Genomic DNA, 16,832 nt, shown 5'->3' on the forward strand with positions numbered 1-16,832 from the left:
GAACAAGGCGGACGGTCCTCGGACCAGGAAGCATCGAGAAGGAAACACCATGCGTCGTGTCGTCGTCACCGGCCTGGGCATCGTCTCTTCCATCGGCCATGGCGCCGAGGAGGTGACCCAGTCCCTGCGCGAAGCCCGTTCGGGCGTCGTTCATGCCCCCGACCACGCCAAATACGGCTTCCGCAGCCAGGTCTGGGCGCCGCCCAAGATCGGCCCGTGGGAAGAACTGGTCGATCGTCGCGCCGCGCGCTTTTTGGCCAACGGCACCGCCTGGGGCCACATCGCCTTCGAAGAGGCGCTGAAGTCGTCGGGCATGACGGCGGACGAGATCAAGGATGACCGGATCGGCCTGATCGTCGGCGAGGGCGGCCCCTCGACCCAAGTGATCCTGCAGGCGGCCGCGACCACGGTCGAAAAGGGCGCGCCCAAGCGCATCGGCCCGTTCGCCGTGCCTAAGGCGATGGCGTCGGGCCCGTCGGCGGTGCTGTCGACCTGGTTCCAGATGCGCGGCATCAACTATTCGATCAGCTCGGCCTGCGCGACCAGCGCCCACTGCATCGGCGCCGGGGTCGAACAGATCCAGTGGGGCAAGCAGGACGTGGTCTTCGCCGGCGGCTGCGAGGACATCGACTGGTCCATGTCCAACATGTTCGACGCCATGGGCGCCATGTCGTCGGACTTCAACGACAATCCGTCGGTCGCCTCGAGAGCCTATGACGCCAACCGCGACGGCTTCGTCATCGCCGGCGGCGCCGGCATCGTGGTGCTGGAAGAGTATGAGCGGGCCAAGGCGCGCGGCGCGACCATCTACGCCGAAGTCACCGGCTATGGCGCCAACGCCGACGGCTACGACATGGTCGCCCCCTCGGGCGAGGGCGCCCAGCGCTGCATGAAGATCGCGCTGGAACAGGCCGGCAATCCCAAGATCGACTATTTGAACCCGCACGGCACCTCGACGCCCGTGGGCGACGCCAAGGAGATGGAGGCCGTGCGCGCCGTCTTTGGCGACCAAATGCCGATGATCTCGTCGACCAAGTCGCTGACCGGCCACTCGCTCGGCGCGGCCGGCGCCCAGGAAGCCATCTACTGCCTGCTGATGATGCAGAACGGCTTCGCGGCCGAAAGCGCCCATATCGAAAATCTTGATCCGGCGTTCGAAGGCATGCCGATCCTGCGCCAGCGCCAAGACGGCGAACTGACCCACGTCATGTCCAACAGCTTCGGCTTTGGCGGCACCAACGGCACGCTAATCCTGTCGAAGGTCTGAGGTTTCCACGCGTCCGTCATCCTCGGGCTTGACCCGCGGATGACGGGACGGAAGCGAAGTCGATGGCTTTATTGCGCAAACAAGTCAGATCTCAGGCTTGCTGCGTCGATTTTTTCGAACTCGGCCGTTTACACGACCGTTTCTCACCCTTAGAGAGCGTCGCCGTGATCAAGCGCCCGATTAAAGCGATGACCTCGAAAACCACCGGCTTCGGCGGGGCGGTTTCGGGTGCGCGCGCGATCTAGCGACAACCCGATCCCAAGCCCCGCCGATGCGCGGGGCGGTTGATCCGGCTGAACCCCGCGCCTCCGCCCTTCCCAGGAGACGCCTCAATGTCCTTTTCCCCGTCCAATACTCCCCATGTCGGCCCCGTCCATGTGGGAATAGTCGGCGCCACCGGCCTGGTCGGCGAGATGATGCGCAGCCTGTTGGCCGAGCGGAACTTCCCGCTGGCCTCGCTGCGGCTGTTCGCCTCGGCCCGGTCGGCGGGCAAGACCATCCGCTTCGGCCAGACCGACATCGTGGTCGAGGATGCGGCGAGCGCCGACTACGCCGGTCTGGACATCGTCTTCTTCTCGGCTGGCGGCGAGACGTCCAGGGCCCTGGCGCCAAAGGTGGCGGCGGCCGGGGCCGTGGTGATCGACAACTCCTCGGCCTGGCGGTCTGACCCCCAGGTGCCGCTGGTGGTCGCCGAGGTGAACCCCCACGCCCTGGCCGACCTGCCTAAGGGGATCATCGCCAACCCCAACTGCACCACCATGGGCGCCATGCCGGTGCTGAAGCCCCTGCACGATGCGGCCGGCCTGAAGCGTCTGACGGTCTCCACCTATCAGGCCGTCTCGGGCGGCGGGATCGAGGGCATCCGCGTGCTGGAGGAGCAGTCGCGTGCGACCGTGGGGCAGGGCGCGGCCCTGGCCCACGACGGCCGGGCCGTGGACTTTGGCGCGCCAGAGAAGTGGGTTGTGCCGATCGCCGCCAATGTCGTGGCCCTGAACTATACGCTCGGCGAGGACGGCTATACCGACGAGGAGCTGAAGCTGCGCGACGAGAGCCGCAAGATCCTGGAGATCCCCGGCCTGCCGGTTTCGGGCACCTGCGTGCGGGTGCCGGTCTTCACCGGCCATTCTCTGTCGATCAATGTCGAGTTCGAGCGCCCGCTGTCGGCGGCTCAGGCGCTGGACCTCTTGGCCCAGGCGCCCGGCGTGGTGGTGACGGCCGTGCCGAATCCGCTGGAGGCGTCGGGTCAGGACCCGGTCTTCGTCGGTCGCGTTCGCCCCGATCCGACGGTCGAGCATGGTCTCGCCCTATTCGTCTCGAACGACAATCTGAGGAAGGGCGCGGCCCTGAACGCGGTCCAGATCGCCGAGGTTCTGGTCCAGCAGCGCGGCTGACCGGCGAGTTCAATCGTAGCGCACGCCGCTGAGATAGAGCCCTGCCGAGGGGGCGACGGGGCCGCACCGCGCGCGGTCCTTCGCCTCCAGCGCGGCCTTGACGTCGTGGGCGCTCCAGCGACCCAGCCCAACCTCGACCAGGGTGCCGGCCATGGATCGGACCTGGCGGTGCAGGAAGCTGCGCGCCTGGAACACCAGATGCACCTCTTCGCCGAAGCGGGACACGCGCGCCACGTCCAGCGACTTGACCGGCGATTTGGACTGGCAGCCGACGTCTCGGAAGGTGGTGAAGTCGTGGTGGCCGACCAAGACTTGCGCCGCATGGTGCATGGCCTCGGCGTCCAGGGTCTTCTTGACGTGCCAGACCCGGTCGCGCTCCAGCACGGGCTGGGGGCGCCGGTTCAGGATGCGGTACAGATAGCCTCGGCCAGTCGCCGAGAACCGGGCGTGCCAGTCGGGGTCGGGCGCATATTCAGCCGCCAGGACGCAGACGTCCTGACGCACCAGATGCGCGTTCATGGCGTTCAGTACCGTATCGACAGGCCAGTTCCGCTCCAGATCCGCGTGAATGACCTGGGCCGTCGCATGGACCCCGGTGTCGGTGCGGCCGGCGGCGGCGATGCGGATTCGCTCGCCGGAAAATGCGTGGATCGCCGCCTCAAGCGCGCCCTGCACCGTCGGCTGGCCGTCCTGGGCCTGGAAGCCGTTGTAGGCCGTGCCGTCGTATTCGATCGTCAGCTTGTAGCGCGGCATCAGCCGAGCACGGTCCCGGCCGGCAGGGGAAAGCCGCGCAGCATCTCCTCGGCCGATTGCGCCGCCTTGCCTTCGCGCTGAACGCGGATCAGACGCACGGCGGCGTCGCCGCAGGCCACGGTGAGCGCGTCGTCCAGCACGGTTCCGGGCGCGCCGGATCCGTCCGCCATGCCCGACAGCAGCGCCTTGATCCGCACGGGTCCAGCCTCGGACGGGGCCTCGAACCAGGCGCCGGGGAAGGGCGACAGGCCGCGGATGTGGGCGTCCACCTCGGCGGCGGGGCGGGTCCAGTCGATCCGGGCCTCGGTCGGGGTGATCTTCTTGGCGTAGGTGGGCTCTCCGACCTGTTCGGACGGGGTGACGCCGCCCCGGTCGATGGCGGCCAGCGCGCGGGGCCACAGGCCCGCGCCGACATGGGCCATCCGTTCGGACAGGCTGGCGGCCGTTTCGTCGGGCAGGATGTCCATCCGTTCGCTGAGCAGGATGGGGCCTTCGTCCAGACCCAGGCTCATCTGCATGATCTGGACGCCGGTCTGTTTGTCGCCGGCCATGATGGCCCGCTGGATCGGGGCGGCCCCACGCCAGCGCGGCAACAGGGAGCCATGCAGGTTCAGACAGCCCAGGCGTGGCGCTTCCAGCACCTCGGTCTTCAGGATCTGGCCGTAGGCCACGACGCAGGCCGCATCGAGATCCAGACTTCTGAAGGTGTCGATCGCCTCGGCGCCCTTCAGGCTTTCGGGCGTGAAGACGGGCAGGCCCATGGTCTCGGCAAAGGCGTGGACGGGCGACGGCGTCAGCTTCTGGCCCCGGCCCTTGGGGCGTGGCGGCTGTGAATAGACGGCCACGATCTCGTGACCCGAGGCGATCAGCTCGGCCAGGGACGGCACGGCAAAGTCGGGAGTTCCCATGAAGGCAAGGCGCATGGGCAGGCCTTTAGAGGTTTAGGCCGCCTACTGCCAGCGGGTGAAGACGCCGCCGCCCTCGTCCCATTCGCCGCCGGCGTCCAGGGCGTCGTCGAAATCAAGCAGGCGGTCCAGCAGCAGGCCCGCCACCACGCCCAGCAAGGCCACGCCGGCCAGAGTCGCGACGCCGGCGACGCCGACCTTCTGGCTGCGCGTCAGGCGACGACGGCCCGAGGCGTCGATGATCAGCGAGCGGCCGCGCGGAATGAACGGCGCGATCCGGCGCGCAGCACGTTCGATACGTTCGGGGCGGACGATCTTGGTCATCAGGCGGCGATCCTGTCGCGGGCGGCCTTCTTGACCTTGGTCATGGCGCGGTCTCGCTTGAGACGCGACAGATGGTCGATGAAGAGCACGCCGTTAAGGTGGTCCATCTCGTGCTGGATGCAGACGGCGTAGAGACCCTCGGCCTCTTCCTCCACCGACTGACCGTCACGGTTCAGATAGCGAATGCGGACGCGGGCCGGGCGTTCCACCTTGTCGAAATACTCGGGGATCGACAGGCAGCCCTCTTCGTAGGTGAAGAGCTCGTCCGAGGTCCACAGAATTTCCGGGTTGGCGAAGAAACGCGGGTTCTTGCGCGCCTCGGCGTTCTCGGCCGCCTCTTCCTCGGTCTCGCACACCACTCCGTCCTTGTCGCCCAGGTCCATGACGATCACGCGGTCCAGGGCGCCGATCTGAACGGCGGCCAGGCCGATGCCCGGCGCGTCGTACATCGTCTCCAGCATATCATCCATCAGGGCACGGACGGCGTCGTCCACGGCAGCGACGGGTTTGGACACCTGCTTCAGGATCGCCAGGTCGGCGGCGTTGTCGATGGTGAGGATACGTCGAATGGCCATGGCCGGGACGTAGGCCCGCCCCGGCGCAAGGTCAAGATTTGCGCCTCGTGCCGCGCGTTACGCCTTGCCGGGCAGAGCGCGGGGTTTGCGGTTTTCGTCGATGGCCACATAGGTGAAGACGCCCTGGGTCACGCGCACCGAAGCGGCCTGGGGCTGGCCCCGCGCCCGCTTCCAGGCCTCGACCTGGACGCGGATTGAGGTGCGGCCCGAACCGATGACGTGGGCGTAGATGCTGACCTCGTCGCCGACCGAGACCGGCTGGTGAAAAACCATGCCGTCCAGCGCCACGGTGGCGCAGCGACCGCAGGCAAGTTCGAACGCCGGGGTCGCGCCCGCAAGGTCCATCTGCGCCAGCAGCCAGCCGCCGAAGATGTCGCCCTCGGGGTTGGTGTCGGCGGGCATGGCGATGATGCGACCGACGGGCTGATCTTCGGGCGGATATTCGGGGGCGTCGGACATAGAAGCAGCCTGCAGTTCGAGGAGGCGGGCTCTCTAGCGCGGCCTTGACTGCTTGTCGCCCTTGAGCGTTTTTGGACGCGCGGGCTCTGGCACGGACAGGGTCAGGCGGGATGTGCGGAACGCCTGTGCATCGCGCAAGGCGCGCCAGGCGGCGCCCAGTTCCATGGCGGTCAGCAGATGATCCTGGGTCAACACGCTGCGCCGAGACGCCCGCAAGGTCGCGACATCGGCCATGAGACGCGCTGCGGCCTGAACATCCTCGCGGTCCGACCTCGCGCCCAAATCCTCCAGCCGGGCGAAGCGCCAGCCCTGTTCGGGCGGATAGCGCAGGGCGAAGGCGAAGCGTTCGGACGGCTCGATCTGGTGGGCGATAAAGATCCAGTCCGCCGTGTCGGGATCGCGACGATAATGGCCCGGTTGGGTGGGAACGCCGGCCTGCGCATAGATTTCCAGCGCCCCAGCTTCGATTTCAGCCAAGGCCAAGCTTAAGGCGTCGATTTCTTCCGGCGCTGGCTCGGTCGACCGCTCGAATGGGTCGATCGTGTCGTCGATGGGCGCAGCCGGTGACTTGCGTGAAAACAGTGCCGAAAGCAGCGCCCGCCGTCTGGCCATGACGTCAGTTGTTGTTGAGCGTGCTGGTCACCGACACGTCATAGACGACGCGGGTCAGACTCTGAACGACCTCGAAGAACTTGCGCATTTCGGCGGCGCCGGCCAGGGGCACATAGATCACGTCCTCAGGCATGACTTCCATGTTGGTGGCGGCGAAGACGTTGGCGGCGTCGCTGAAGTCCAGCTCGTAGACGACCGGCACGCCGCGCGGCGTGGCCGGCTGGTTGATCCCCAGCGCCTGGGCCACCTCGGGACGTTCGAAGCGGAAGATCAGAACGCGGCGCGCATTGGCCGTATTGGTGTTCAGGCCGCCGACCTTGGACAGGGCGCCGGTCAGGGTCACGGGACCGGCCGGCATATCGACCTGGGCCACGGCGTTCAGGCCGCCGAAGGTCGAGAAACGGCGGGGCTTGTACTGGACATTGACCACGTCGCCGCGCTGCAGACGCACGTTCTCGCCGAACTCCGTCGTCACGGCCGACAGCGGCGCGGTGTAGGTGCGGCCCTCGCGCTGGATCGAGATGGTCAGGTCGTCGGTGGTGCGGGCTGAGCCGCCGGCCGCAGCGATCACGTCCAAGATGCGGTCGCTGTTGACGCCCAGCGGCGCACGACCCGGCTGGCGCACGTCTCCCAGCACATTGACCGTGTTGGAGGCATTGCCGGCGATGGACACCAGCACCTGCGGATTGGCGACCTTGCCGACCAGCGAACGGCGGATCGCCGCCGCCGCCTGGGTCGAGGTCAGGCCCTGAACACGAACCTGCCCGCCGAACGGAATGGTCACTGAGCCTGACCGATCGACCGTCGCACCCGGCAGCGCCTGATTGCCGCCGGACATGGTGGCGGCGTTACGGCCCGACGCCGAGCCGGCGCCCAGGGTGCCTCCGAACAGCGAGCCGGACGGATCGAAGATCGAGATCGCTAGGGTGTCACCCTCGCCGATCACGTCTGCGGGCTGATCGCTCGATCCTGCCGCGAGGCTGCCGAAGAACTGCGGCGGGATCTGCTTCATACGTTCGGTGGCTTCAAACGTCAGCGGCACCAGCGCGTAGCTGCCCAGCGCCGAGGCGGTGGTGGCCCCGGCGTTGACCGAGGCGCCCGAGGGCCCGTCGCGAGGCAGGGTGGAGCAGCCGCCCAGAATGGCGACAATGGCAAGCGGCAGAATGGTGCGCGTCATGAAGCTGGATAGCCCTCGTTCGCGGATTGATTACAAGCCTTTGGGCGCACTCGCCAGTGGCGAAACGGGCTGAAGGCCGATGGCATCGGCGACGATGCGGAAATGCTCGGTCCAGGACGGCGCCCTGTAGGAGGGCGAGGGTATCGACGCCGCCTTGGTCGCGCGCTCGATGGCGGCCAGCCAACCCAGGCCGTCAAGTGGGTCGATCAGTTCGGCGTTCGGCGTCAACTCGCGGTGGGGCGGAATGTCGGAGGCGATCAGCGACAGGCCCATGGCGCAGGCCTCGACAGCGGGCAGGTCGAAGCCTTCGACGGACGATGGGGCAAGCACGGCGCGCGCGCCGCGCATCAACCGCGCCAGCATGACGTCAGACAGGTTGGAGGCCTGGTGGACCACGCCTTGCAGATTGGGCGAGCGCTGCAGATGATCCAGCACCGCCTCATTCTCCCAGCCGTAGCGACCGACCAGCACAAGGGACGGCGTCTGATCGCCCCTCCGTTCTTCGAGGCGCCGCCAGAGGGTCAAGAGCAAGGCCAAATTCTTGCGCGCCTCGATCGTGCCGACGTGGACGAAATAGGGGCGTGGCGCCGCAAAGGCGTCCCCTGCGACGAAGGCCGGCTCTAGCCCTAGGTGGGCGACGTGGACCGGCGGCAGCGGCAGGCCCTCGCGCTCGGCGAAGGCGCGAAGTTCGTCGCCCGTATAGGCGGAGTTGACGATGATCCGGCTGGCCAGACGCAGGGTGTTTGAGACCCGCGCATGATGTTTGTCGCCGTCGCCGGGCCGACAGAATTCAGGGTGAGTGACCGGGATCAGATCGTGCAGCAGGACGACGCGTTCGATCCCGGCGGCCTTCAGATCTTCCAACGCCGTCGGCTCGTGCAGGGTGGTGTGGCCGACGGTCAGATACAGGTCGGCCTGCGGCAGCGGGGCGACGTGGCGCGAACGGAAGAACTGCTTGAACACCCGCGTCTTGTCGGCGGGCTTCTCCTTCTCGGGCGCGGGCGCGGGGCACAGCACCGAGGCTGCCGGCCGTCGCTCTGAAGTCAGGGCGGCGAGCAGCCGCTGCTCGTGCGCCAGATCGGCCGCCGTGCTGGCGGCGCCGTTCCATTTGGCGCGCAGGTCGGCCACGAACCGCCGGAACCAGCCGATCTCTACGGCGACCAACCGGTTCTTGCGGCCACGCACCGGGATGGTCGTGAGATCGGGCGAGGCGAGCAGCCATTCGGCATAGGCCAGACACACCCGGTCGACGCCCGTCGGCGCCGACCGTTCGGCCCGGCTCATCAGCCGGCTGGCGTCATAGAGAATGCGCATCCTAGGCGACGTAGCCAGCCTGCATCAGTTCGGCGATATGGACGATGGCCGTGGGTTTGCCGTCCTCGACCACGAACAGATTGGCGATCTTGTTGGCGGTCAACAGATCGACGACGTCGCTCATCCGCGCATCCGGATCCACGGTGATGGGGTTGGCGCCCATGATGTCGGCCGCCGTCAAATGGGTGGTGTCGCGCTGGAAGGCCCGGCGCAGGTCGCCGTCGGTGACGATGCCAGCCAGCGCGCCATCGGCGTCCAGCACGGCCACCGCACCTTTTCGACCTTCGGTGATCGCCGAGACCACGTCGCCGAAGCTGGCGTTCAATGGGACGCTGGCGGGGACGGCGGCATTGTCGCCCATCCATTCGCGCACGCTTTGCAGGCTCATACCCAGGGCGCCGCCTGGGTGGTGCAGGCCGAAGTCCATGGCCGTGAACTCGCGGCGATCCATCAGCACCATGGCCAAGGCATCGCCGAGGGCCAGGGTCATCAGGGTCGAGGTGGTGGGCGCCAAGCCGTTGGGGCAGGCCTCGGCGACCTTCGGCATGGTCAGGCAGACCGCTGCGTTGCGGCCCAGGAAGCTGGCCGGCCGCTGGGTGATGGCGATGACGGGAATGCCGTTGCGCTGGCAATAGATCAGCGGATCGCGCAGCTCGCGGCTCTCGCCCGAGTTGGAGATGGCCAGCACCGTCACGTCGGGACGCAGCATCCCCAGATCGCCGTGGCTCATCTCTGCCGGGTGGACGAAGAAGGCGTTGGTGCCGGTGGAGGCCAGGGTGGCGGCGATCTTGCCGCCGATATGGCCCGACTTGCCCATGCCGGTGACGACGACATAGCCCGGCCGGCTCATGATGACATCCACCGCGCGGGCCAGCGAAACGTCGATCGAGCGTTCCAGCGCCTCCAGCGCCTCGATGTTGAGACGCACGACCTCACGGGCGAGGTCGGTTATCACGGCGATGTTATCGGGGGTCGAGTGAGCGATCTCGGTCATTTTTTCCTGGCCCGCAGCCGGGCTCTCCTTCTTTGACGAGCGCGATCCGCCGTGAGTGCGTTTCGCGCGCCGCCTCCCTTTCAGACGACTTTGTCGGTTTCTGGTCAACCTTTGCCGCTCTGGCGCGTTACGCCGACCGGGGAACTAAAACAAAGAGTTTGATCGTCAATGCCGTCTGATGCCGGAGCCGCTTCGCTATTGCTCCCGACACCTCCCGTCGTCGCCGACGGGATCGCCCTGTTTCTGGACATGGACGGCGTGTTGGCCCCAATGGCCCCGACGCCCGACGCCGTCGTGCCTACCGCGCGTCGTACAGCGGCGCTGAAGGCTATCGAGGCGCGACTTGCAGGCCGCGTCGCCATCGTCAGCGGCCGCACCCTCGCCGAGATCGACCGCATTTCCGATCATGCCCTTGTCTCGGGCTCGGGCGTGCATGGTCTGGAGCGGCGTCTGAAGGACGGCTCCATTGAACGCAAGACGCCCGACGCCGGCGTCGCTCAGGCGCTGGACGCGTTCGAGGAATTCGCCGCTGACCGCCCCGGCGTGATCGTCGAGGACAAGGGCGTCTCCGTCGGTCTGCACTATCGTCAGGCGCCGGATGAAGCCGGCGCCGCCAAGGGGCTGGCGGCCGAGCTTCAAGCCGAAACGGGACTGACGCTCCAACCCGGTCATATGGTGCTGGAGCTGAAGACGCCAGGCGCCGACAAGGGCACGGCCGTCACGGCCTTCATGAAGGAGGCGCCGTTCAAGGGCGCCGTCCCGGTCATGCTGGGCGACGATCTGACCGACGAATACGGGTTCGAGGCTGCGGCGGCGTTGGGCGGATACGGCGTGCTGGTCGGCCCTGAGCGCGAGACGGCGGCGCGTTACCGGCTGGACGATGTGGATGCTGTGCTCACCTGGCTTGAAGCCGTAGCGAAGGCCTGAACCGATGAAGCCCAATCTGGATCTGTTTCCCATCGGCAACTGCGGCGTCAGCGCCCTGATCGACCGTCAGGGCCGCTTCGTCTGGGCCTGCGCGCCGCGCGTGGACGGCGACCCGGTCTTTTCCGCCCTGATGGATGGCATGGAGCCCGCGCATGGCTTCTGGGCTATCGAGATGGAGGACGTGAAGTCGATCGATCAGGCCTATGTCCGCAATACACCGGTTCTGCGCACGGTGATGACGGCCGAGGACGGATCGTCCGCCGAGATCATCGATTTCGCCCCGCGTCATCCCAAACATTCACGCACCTATCGGCCGCTGGCCTTTGCGCGCATCGTGCGGCCGCTGTCGGGCACGCCGCGTATCCGTGTGCGTTTGCGGCCCTCGACGGACTGGGGCGCGCGACCGGCGCCGCATACCTCGGGATCAAACCACATCCGCTATATGTGCGCCGACGTCACCTTCCGGCTGACAACCGATTGTCCAGTGTCGCATGTGCTGGAGGAGCGCGTCTTCCGGCTGGAGCGGTCGCACGCCTTCTTCCTGGGCCCGGACGAGGGCTACGACCAGGATGTCGGCCACGGCGTTCAGGGTGCGCTGGATCGTACGGTGGCCTACTGGCAGGACTGGGTGCGCAAACTCTATCTGCCGCTCGACTATCAGGAGGCGGTGATCCGCGCGGCGATCACGCTGAAGCTGTGCGCCTATGAAGAGACCGGCGCCATCGTCGCCGCCATGACGACTTCGGTGCCCGAGTTCAAGGAGAGCGGGCGCAACTGGGACTATCGCTACTGCTGGATCCGCGACGCCTATTACACGGTGCGGGCGCTGAACCGGTTGGGCGCGGTCGACATCCTCGAGAACTATCTCGTCTATCTGAGGAATCTGGTCGATGATTCCGCCGGCGGCCATGTCCAGCCGGTCTATGGCGTGGGTCTGGAGCCTGGCATCGGGGAGAGCATCATCGACAGCGTTGAGGGCTATCGCGGCATGAAGCCGGTGCGTATCGGCAATCAGGCGCACGAACATCTGCAACATGACGTTTACGGACAGATCGTGCTGCCGCTGGTTCAGGCCTTCTATGACGCCCGGTTGCTGCGTCCGGGCACGCTGGAGGATTTCCACGCGCTGGAAGCGATCGGCGAGCGCGCCTTCGCCATGCACGATCAGACCGACGCAGGCCTGTGGGAGTTCCGCACCATTGCGCGGGTCCACACCTATTCGTCCGTCATGTGCTGGGCCGCCTGCGATCGTCTGGCCAAGGCGGCCGACCATCTGAATCTGCAGGATCGGGCCGTCTTCTGGCGTGAGCGGGCGCAGATCATCCGTCAGCGGATCGAGGCGGAGGCCTATCTGCCCGACGAGGGCCGGTTCGCCGCCAGCTTCGGCGGGCGCGAGCTGGACGCCTCATTGCTGCAGATGACCGACCTGGGCTTCCTCGACGCCCACGATCCGCGTCAGGTCGCCACCTTCGACGCCATCGAGCGCGACCTGAAGAAGGGCAGCCATCTGTTCCGCTATGTAGAACCGGACGACTTCGGCGAGCCGGAGACGGCCTTCAACTTCTGCACCTTCTGGTTCATCGAAGCCCTGCACCAGAACGGCCGGATCGAAGAGGCCCGCACCATCTTCCAAGAGATGCTGAGCCGGCGGACGGCCGCAGGGTTGTTGAGCGAGGACATCTCGATCGACGATGGCGAGCTGTGGGGCAACTATCCGCAGACCTATTCCCTGGTCGGCATCATCAACTGCGGCGTGCTGCTGAGCCGTTCCTGGACCGATGTGCGTTAATGTCTGGACCCCGGGGCTGGGGTCGCCGTGTGAAGAGAAGTCATGAGCCGCCTGATCGTTGTTTCGAACCGGGTTTCGGCCCCGACCGACCCCGCCGCCGGGTCCGCCGGCGGTCTGGCGATGGCCCTGTCCGCCGCCCTCAGAAAATACGACGGCCTGTGGTTTGGTTGGTCGGGCGAGCGGGTGGATCACTACACCGGCGAGGTGAAGATCGAGGACCGGGCCGGCGTCACCGTAGGGCTCGTCGATCTGGAGGGGCAGGACGTCGACGAATACTACAATGGATACGCCAACAAGACCCTGTGGCCGCTTTTCCACCACCGCATCGACCTGGCGCAGTATGAGCGGTCCTATGGCGAGGGCTATGAGCGGGTGAACCGGCGGTTCGCCGAGGCGCTGGCGCCCTTGATCCAGCCCGACGACATGATCTGGATCCACGACTATCACATGATTCCGATGGCGCGGGATCTGCGCCGCCTGGGCGTGCGCAACCGGATCGGCTTCTTCCTGCACACGCCCTGGCCGGCGCGGCAGTTGCTGGTGACCCTGCCGCATCACCGGCGGCTGGTGGAGTCGATGTTTGACTTCGACCTGATCGGTTTCCACACCCAGGAATGGAGCGATCTGTTCACCGACTATGTGGTGTCTGAGGCCCAGGGCGAGCTGGATGGCGTCGGCGGGCTGGAGTGTTTCGGGCGCAAGGTCCAGACGGGCGTCTTCCCCATTGGCATCGACGTGGATGGTTTCCTGGCGGCGCGGAACTCGCAGCTTGGGGCGCGGACCTACGACCGAATGGCGGCGTCTTCGGCCTTCCGGTCCATGATCGTGGGCGTGGATCGCCTGGACTATTCCAAGGGGCTGGAAGAGCGGCTGCTGGGCTACGAACAATTCCTGCACGACAACGCCTCGATGCGGGGCGAGGTCTTCCTGTTGCAGGTCACGCCGATCTCGCGCGACGACGTGGACAGCTATCAGGATATTCGTTCGCGGCTGGACGCCCTGGCCGGACGGATCAACGGCGCCTTCGCCGACATGGATTGGCAGCCGATCCGGTATCTGAACCGCACCTATCGCCGGGATCAGCTAGCGGGCATCTACCGCGCGGCGCGGGTCGGTCTGGTGACGCCGCTGCGCGACGGCATGAACCTGGTGGCCAAGGAATATGTCTGCGCCCAGAACCCGGATGATCCCGGCGTGCTGATTCTGTCGCGCTTCGCCGGCGCGGCCGAACAGATGGGCGAGGCGCTGCTGGTCAATCCCTACAGTCGCGAAGAGCTGTCGGACGCCATCCAGAAGGCGCTCACCATGCCGCTGGCCGAGCGGATCCGGAAATGGGAAGCCTTGATGGATGTGGTGCGCGCCACAGATGTCGGCATCTGGCGCGACGATTTCGTGCGCGCCCTGCAAGCCGATGAATCGACCTCTCAACCGACGCAGTGGGCCGGCGCGGCCTGACGCCTAGCGCAGGTCGAAGGCCAGCATCAGGGTGCGCTGGGCCGGATTGAAGTTGTCGTCGGACAGGATGTAGAGGCGGGTCTTGCCGTTGCGCGTCTCTGCGGCGATCCCTTCGAAGTTGTCGGTGGTGCCCGGCAGTTTCAGCTCGATCAACACCGGCCCCAGCGTTCCGTCGGGGGCCATACGACGCACGCGCGCGCGCATGTCGATGGGCGCCCGATACAGGCGTTGAACCACCAACCAACCGGCGCCGGACGGATCGCGATCCAGGCCGGTGATGCGGTATTCGCTGTCGGGGATGGGGGTTGCAGGCGGCGCGCTGACGACCGTGCAACTCGCGGCCGCGCAATCCCAGACGCCGCCGGCCTCGCCAGAGACGCGCCATCCGCCGGGGGCAGCGGCTAACCCTTCCATCCCGTCGTTCTCGGTGAAGGCGAAGTCGGGCGACCGCACCGGCGACGGCTGGGTCTTCAGCGCCGACAACGGGCCGTAGTTCCAGATGCGGTGACGCCGCTCGAAACTGACCAGCAGATCGCCGGAGGGGGTGATGGCCAAACCCTCGGCGTCGCCGTCCGACTTGTCGGAAATCGCAGCGCCGTCCTGAAGCGTCAGCCGACGCGAGCGGAAATGATCCAGGCCGACCAGCCGTCCCCGGGCGTCCAGGCGAATATCGCCGCGCACCAGATCACCGGTGTCCGATCCCGCGACGAAGCCGCCGTCGCCGGTCAGCTTCAGGTCCGACAGGCTGTGCAGCGGCGAGGTCGGCGCGGCGCTGACCTGCAGGCCGCCGGCGAACGTTACGCCGTCGGCCAACTGCGCGCCGCCGGGCAAGCCCAGGCTGACGCTTCGCAGTTCCGCGACCTGGGGCGTCCAGCCGTCCGACGACAACGGATAGGGACGCGGCGCGCCCAGCGAGGCGGCGCAGGCCGACAGAGACAGTGCGATCCAGACACTGGCCAGCCGGCCGAAACGGCTCATGCCGCCAGCTTTCGCTTGGTGCGACGGGTGGGACCGGCCGCGCCCTCGTTCTCGAACAGTTCGGCCAGCTTCTCGGTCATGGCCCCCGCCAGCTGTTCCACATCGACGATGGTCAGGGCCTTGCGATACCAGCGGGTCACGTCATGGCCGATGCCGATCGCCAGCAGTTCGACCGGCGAGCGATCCTCGATCTCGGCGATGACTTGGCGCAGGTGCTTGTCCAGATAGAGGGCCGCATTCGCCGACTGGGTCGAGTCGTCGACTGGCGAACCGTCGGAAATGACCATCAGGATACGGCGCTGTTCGGTGCGGGCCAGCAGGCGGCCGTGGGCCCATTGCAGCGCCTCGCCGTCGATATTCTCCTTCAGCAGACCTTCGCGCATCATCAGGCCCAGGTTCTTCTTGGCCCGGCGCCAGGGCGCGTCGGCGGCCTTGTAGATGATGTGGCGCAGGTCGTTCAGGCGGCCGGGATTTTGCGGCTTGCCGGCGGTGATCCAGGCCTCGCGGCTCTGTCCGCCCTTCCAGGCGCGGGTTGTGAAGCCCAGGATCTCGACCTTGACGCCGCAACGCTCCAGCGTCCGCGCCAGGATGTCGGCGCAGACCGCCGCCACCATGATCGGTCGCCCGCGCATCGAGCCGGAGTTGTCCAGCAGCAGGGTCACGACCGTGTCGCGGAACGGGCTTTCGCTCTCGGCCTTGAACGACAGGGGGGCGGTCGGGTCGGTGACGATCCGGGTCAGCCGCGCCGTGTCCAGCATACCCTCTTCCAGATCAAAGACCCACGAGCGGTTCTGCTGGGCCAGCAGGCGGCGTTGCAGCTTGTTGGCCAGGCGCGAAACGACGCTGGACAGAATGGCCAGCTGGCCGTCCAGCAGGGCGCGCAGCCGGTCCAGCTCGACCGGGTCGCACAGGTCGGCGGCGTCCACCACCTCGTCGAAGGCGGTGGTGAAGACGCGGTAGAAATCGACCGCGCGGCCGTCGTCGGCCGTCTGCTGACGGTTCGGTTGCTGGCCTTCCTGAAGTTCCGGGCCATCGTCGGCGCCTTCGCCGTCGGGATCGGCGGGCGCGCCTTCGGGGCGGCTTTCGCGCTCTTGCTCGGAAGACTGATCGTCGGCGTCGCCCTCCATCGACTGGGAGCCTTCGCCGCCGTCCTGCTCTTCCTCCTCGTCCTGATCGTCGTCGGCCGCAGGGTCCTGGGGATCGGGTTCCTCGTCGCCGGGATCTTCGGACGTATCCTCGCCGCGCCCGTCTCCGGGGTCGAGGTCCAGCGCGCGCAGCACCTCGCGCATCTTCAGCGCAAAGCCTTCCTGATCGCCCGCCGTGCCGGCCAGGGCGTCCAGCTTGGCGCCCGCCTTGGCCTCGATGTTGGCGCGCACCAGATCCAGCATGGCCCGGGCACCGTCGGGGGCGGGGCGCCCCGTCAGCCGTTCGCGCACCAGAAGCGCCACGGCCTCGGACACCGGCACGCGCTCGGCCTCGCTGATGCGCAGGGCGCCGGTCTTTTCCAGCCGCGTGATTAGGGCGGCGCCCAGATTGTCGCGCACCCCGGCCAGATGTTCCGAACCAAAGGCCTCGACGCGCGCCTGTTCGACCGCGTCGAACACCTCGGCCGCCTTGGCGTCCGCCGGCCGCATCCGGCTGTTCACAGCCGCATCGTGATTGGCCAGACGCAGCGCCAGCCGGTCGGCCTGGCCGCGCAAGGACGCGCTCTCGGGCCCGGAGGGATCGCGCGGCGGATGGGGCAGGGTCAGGACGCCGTTCGACAGCTTGGGCCCGTCGGACCCAAACACCACCTCCAGCTCGGGCTGTTCGGCCAGCGCCCGCGCGGCATGACCCAGCGCGCGCTTGAAGGTTTCGGCGGGAGTATCCGGGGCGGCCATGCGCCTCAGTTAATCCCTTCGCGCCTGCGATA

17 protein-coding genes are annotated in these 16,832 nt (G+C 67.2%); 6 read left to right on the forward strand and 11 right to left on the reverse strand.

The window, feature by feature from the left end; all coding sequences use genetic code 11:
- The first annotated feature begins 49 nt into the window (after positions 1-49).
- From fabB to KAK88_RS02945, 3 genes are all read left to right on the forward strand, one after another.
- The gene (gene fabB / locus KAK88_RS02935; protein WP_242077807.1) at positions 50-1,267 is read left to right on the forward strand and encodes a beta-ketoacyl-ACP synthase I; all 1,218 of its coding nucleotides are present in this window, start codon (positions 50-52) and stop codon (positions 1,265-1,267) included.
- 62 nt (positions 1,268-1,329) lie between these two features.
- On the forward strand, positions 1,330-1,512 hold the full coding sequence (locus tag KAK88_RS02940; RefSeq protein WP_242077808.1) for a hypothetical protein: 183 nt from the start codon (positions 1,330-1,332) through the stop codon (positions 1,510-1,512).
- A gap of 87 nt (positions 1,513-1,599) precedes the next feature.
- Positions 1,600-2,658 carry an aspartate-semialdehyde dehydrogenase gene (locus tag KAK88_RS02945; protein WP_242077809.1) on the forward strand — a complete coding sequence of 353 codons (1,059 nt, stop codon included), beginning with the start codon at positions 1,600-1,602 and terminating at the stop codon, positions 2,656-2,658.
- Between the two features lie 9 nt (positions 2,659-2,667).
- Here the strand turns inward: KAK88_RS02945 and truA are convergent, their stop codons facing one another.
- From truA to KAK88_RS02990, 9 genes are all read right to left on the reverse strand, one after another.
- A complete protein-coding gene (gene truA, locus KAK88_RS02950) occupies positions 2,668-3,411 on the reverse strand; it encodes a tRNA pseudouridine(38-40) synthase TruA (protein ID WP_242077810.1) in 744 nt (247 codons plus the stop codon).
- Complete coding sequence (gene fmt / locus KAK88_RS02955; protein WP_242077811.1) at positions 3,411-4,334, reverse strand: methionyl-tRNA formyltransferase; 924 nt, start codon at positions 4,332-4,334, stop codon at positions 3,411-3,413. Before fmt ends, truA begins: the two co-directional genes overlap by 1 nt.
- A 27-nt stretch (positions 4,335-4,361) precedes the next feature.
- Positions 4,362-4,640: a hypothetical protein gene (locus KAK88_RS02960; RefSeq protein ID WP_242077812.1), complete on the reverse strand. Its 279-nt coding sequence runs from the start codon at positions 4,638-4,640 to the stop codon at positions 4,362-4,364.
- Complete coding sequence (gene def, locus KAK88_RS02965; RefSeq protein WP_242077813.1) at positions 4,640-5,215, reverse strand: peptide deformylase; 576 nt, start codon at positions 5,213-5,215, stop codon at positions 4,640-4,642. Before def ends, KAK88_RS02960 begins: the two co-directional genes overlap by 1 nt.
- A 57-nt stretch (positions 5,216-5,272) precedes the next feature.
- Positions 5,273-5,674 (reverse strand): acyl-CoA thioesterase, encoded by a 402-nt coding sequence (locus KAK88_RS02970; RefSeq protein WP_242077814.1) that lies wholly within the window; start codon positions 5,672-5,674, stop codon positions 5,273-5,275.
- Between the two features lie 33 nt (positions 5,675-5,707).
- On the reverse strand, positions 5,708-6,151 hold the full coding sequence (locus tag KAK88_RS02975) for a hypothetical protein (protein WP_242077815.1): 444 nt from the start codon (positions 6,149-6,151) through the stop codon (positions 5,708-5,710).
- 139 nt (positions 6,152-6,290) lie between these two features.
- Entirely contained in the window at positions 6,291-7,463 is a 1,173-nt protein-coding gene (locus KAK88_RS02980; RefSeq protein ID WP_242077816.1) for a polysaccharide biosynthesis/export family protein, read from the reverse strand.
- Positions 7,464-7,493: 30 nt separating this feature from the next.
- Entirely contained in the window at positions 7,494-8,777 is a 1,284-nt protein-coding gene (locus KAK88_RS02985) for a glycosyltransferase family 4 protein (protein WP_242077817.1), read from the reverse strand.
- A gap of 1 nt (position 8,778) precedes the next feature.
- Complete coding sequence (locus KAK88_RS02990; RefSeq protein WP_242077818.1) at positions 8,779-9,771, reverse strand: KpsF/GutQ family sugar-phosphate isomerase; 993 nt, start codon at positions 9,769-9,771, stop codon at positions 8,779-8,781.
- A gap of 198 nt (positions 9,772-9,969) precedes the next feature.
- On the opposite strand from KAK88_RS02990, the gene otsB reads away from it, so the two are divergent.
- From otsB to KAK88_RS03005, 3 genes are read left to right on the forward strand one after another with little or no spacing between them, the layout of a single operon-like run.
- A complete protein-coding gene (otsB, locus tag KAK88_RS02995; RefSeq protein ID WP_242077819.1) occupies positions 9,970-10,698 on the forward strand; it encodes a trehalose-phosphatase in 729 nt (242 codons plus the stop codon).
- Between the two features lie 4 nt (positions 10,699-10,702).
- Positions 10,703-12,487, forward strand: a complete 1,785-nt coding sequence (locus KAK88_RS03000; RefSeq protein WP_242077820.1) for a glycoside hydrolase family 15 protein — start codon at positions 10,703-10,705, stop codon at positions 12,485-12,487.
- Between the two features lie 42 nt (positions 12,488-12,529).
- Entirely contained in the window at positions 12,530-13,942 is a 1,413-nt protein-coding gene (locus KAK88_RS03005) for an alpha,alpha-trehalose-phosphate synthase (UDP-forming) (protein ID WP_242077821.1), read from the forward strand.
- Positions 13,943-13,945: 3 nt separating this feature from the next.
- On the opposite strand, the gene KAK88_RS03010 is transcribed toward KAK88_RS03005, so the two are convergent.
- Complete coding sequence (locus tag KAK88_RS03010; RefSeq protein ID WP_242077822.1) at positions 13,946-14,920, reverse strand: esterase-like activity of phytase family protein; 975 nt, start codon at positions 14,918-14,920, stop codon at positions 13,946-13,948.
- On the reverse strand, positions 14,917-16,800 hold the full coding sequence (gene cobT, locus KAK88_RS03015) for a cobaltochelatase subunit CobT (RefSeq protein WP_242077823.1): 1,884 nt from the start codon (positions 16,798-16,800) through the stop codon (positions 14,917-14,919). The genes KAK88_RS03010 and cobT overlap by 4 nt, the downstream gene beginning before the upstream one ends.
- Positions 16,801-16,832: the final 32 nt, after the last annotated feature.

It is taken from the genome of Brevundimonas diminuta (assembly GCF_022654015.1).
In the GTDB taxonomy this organism is placed as follows: domain Bacteria; phylum Pseudomonadota; class Alphaproteobacteria; order Caulobacterales; family Caulobacteraceae; genus Brevundimonas; species Brevundimonas diminuta_C.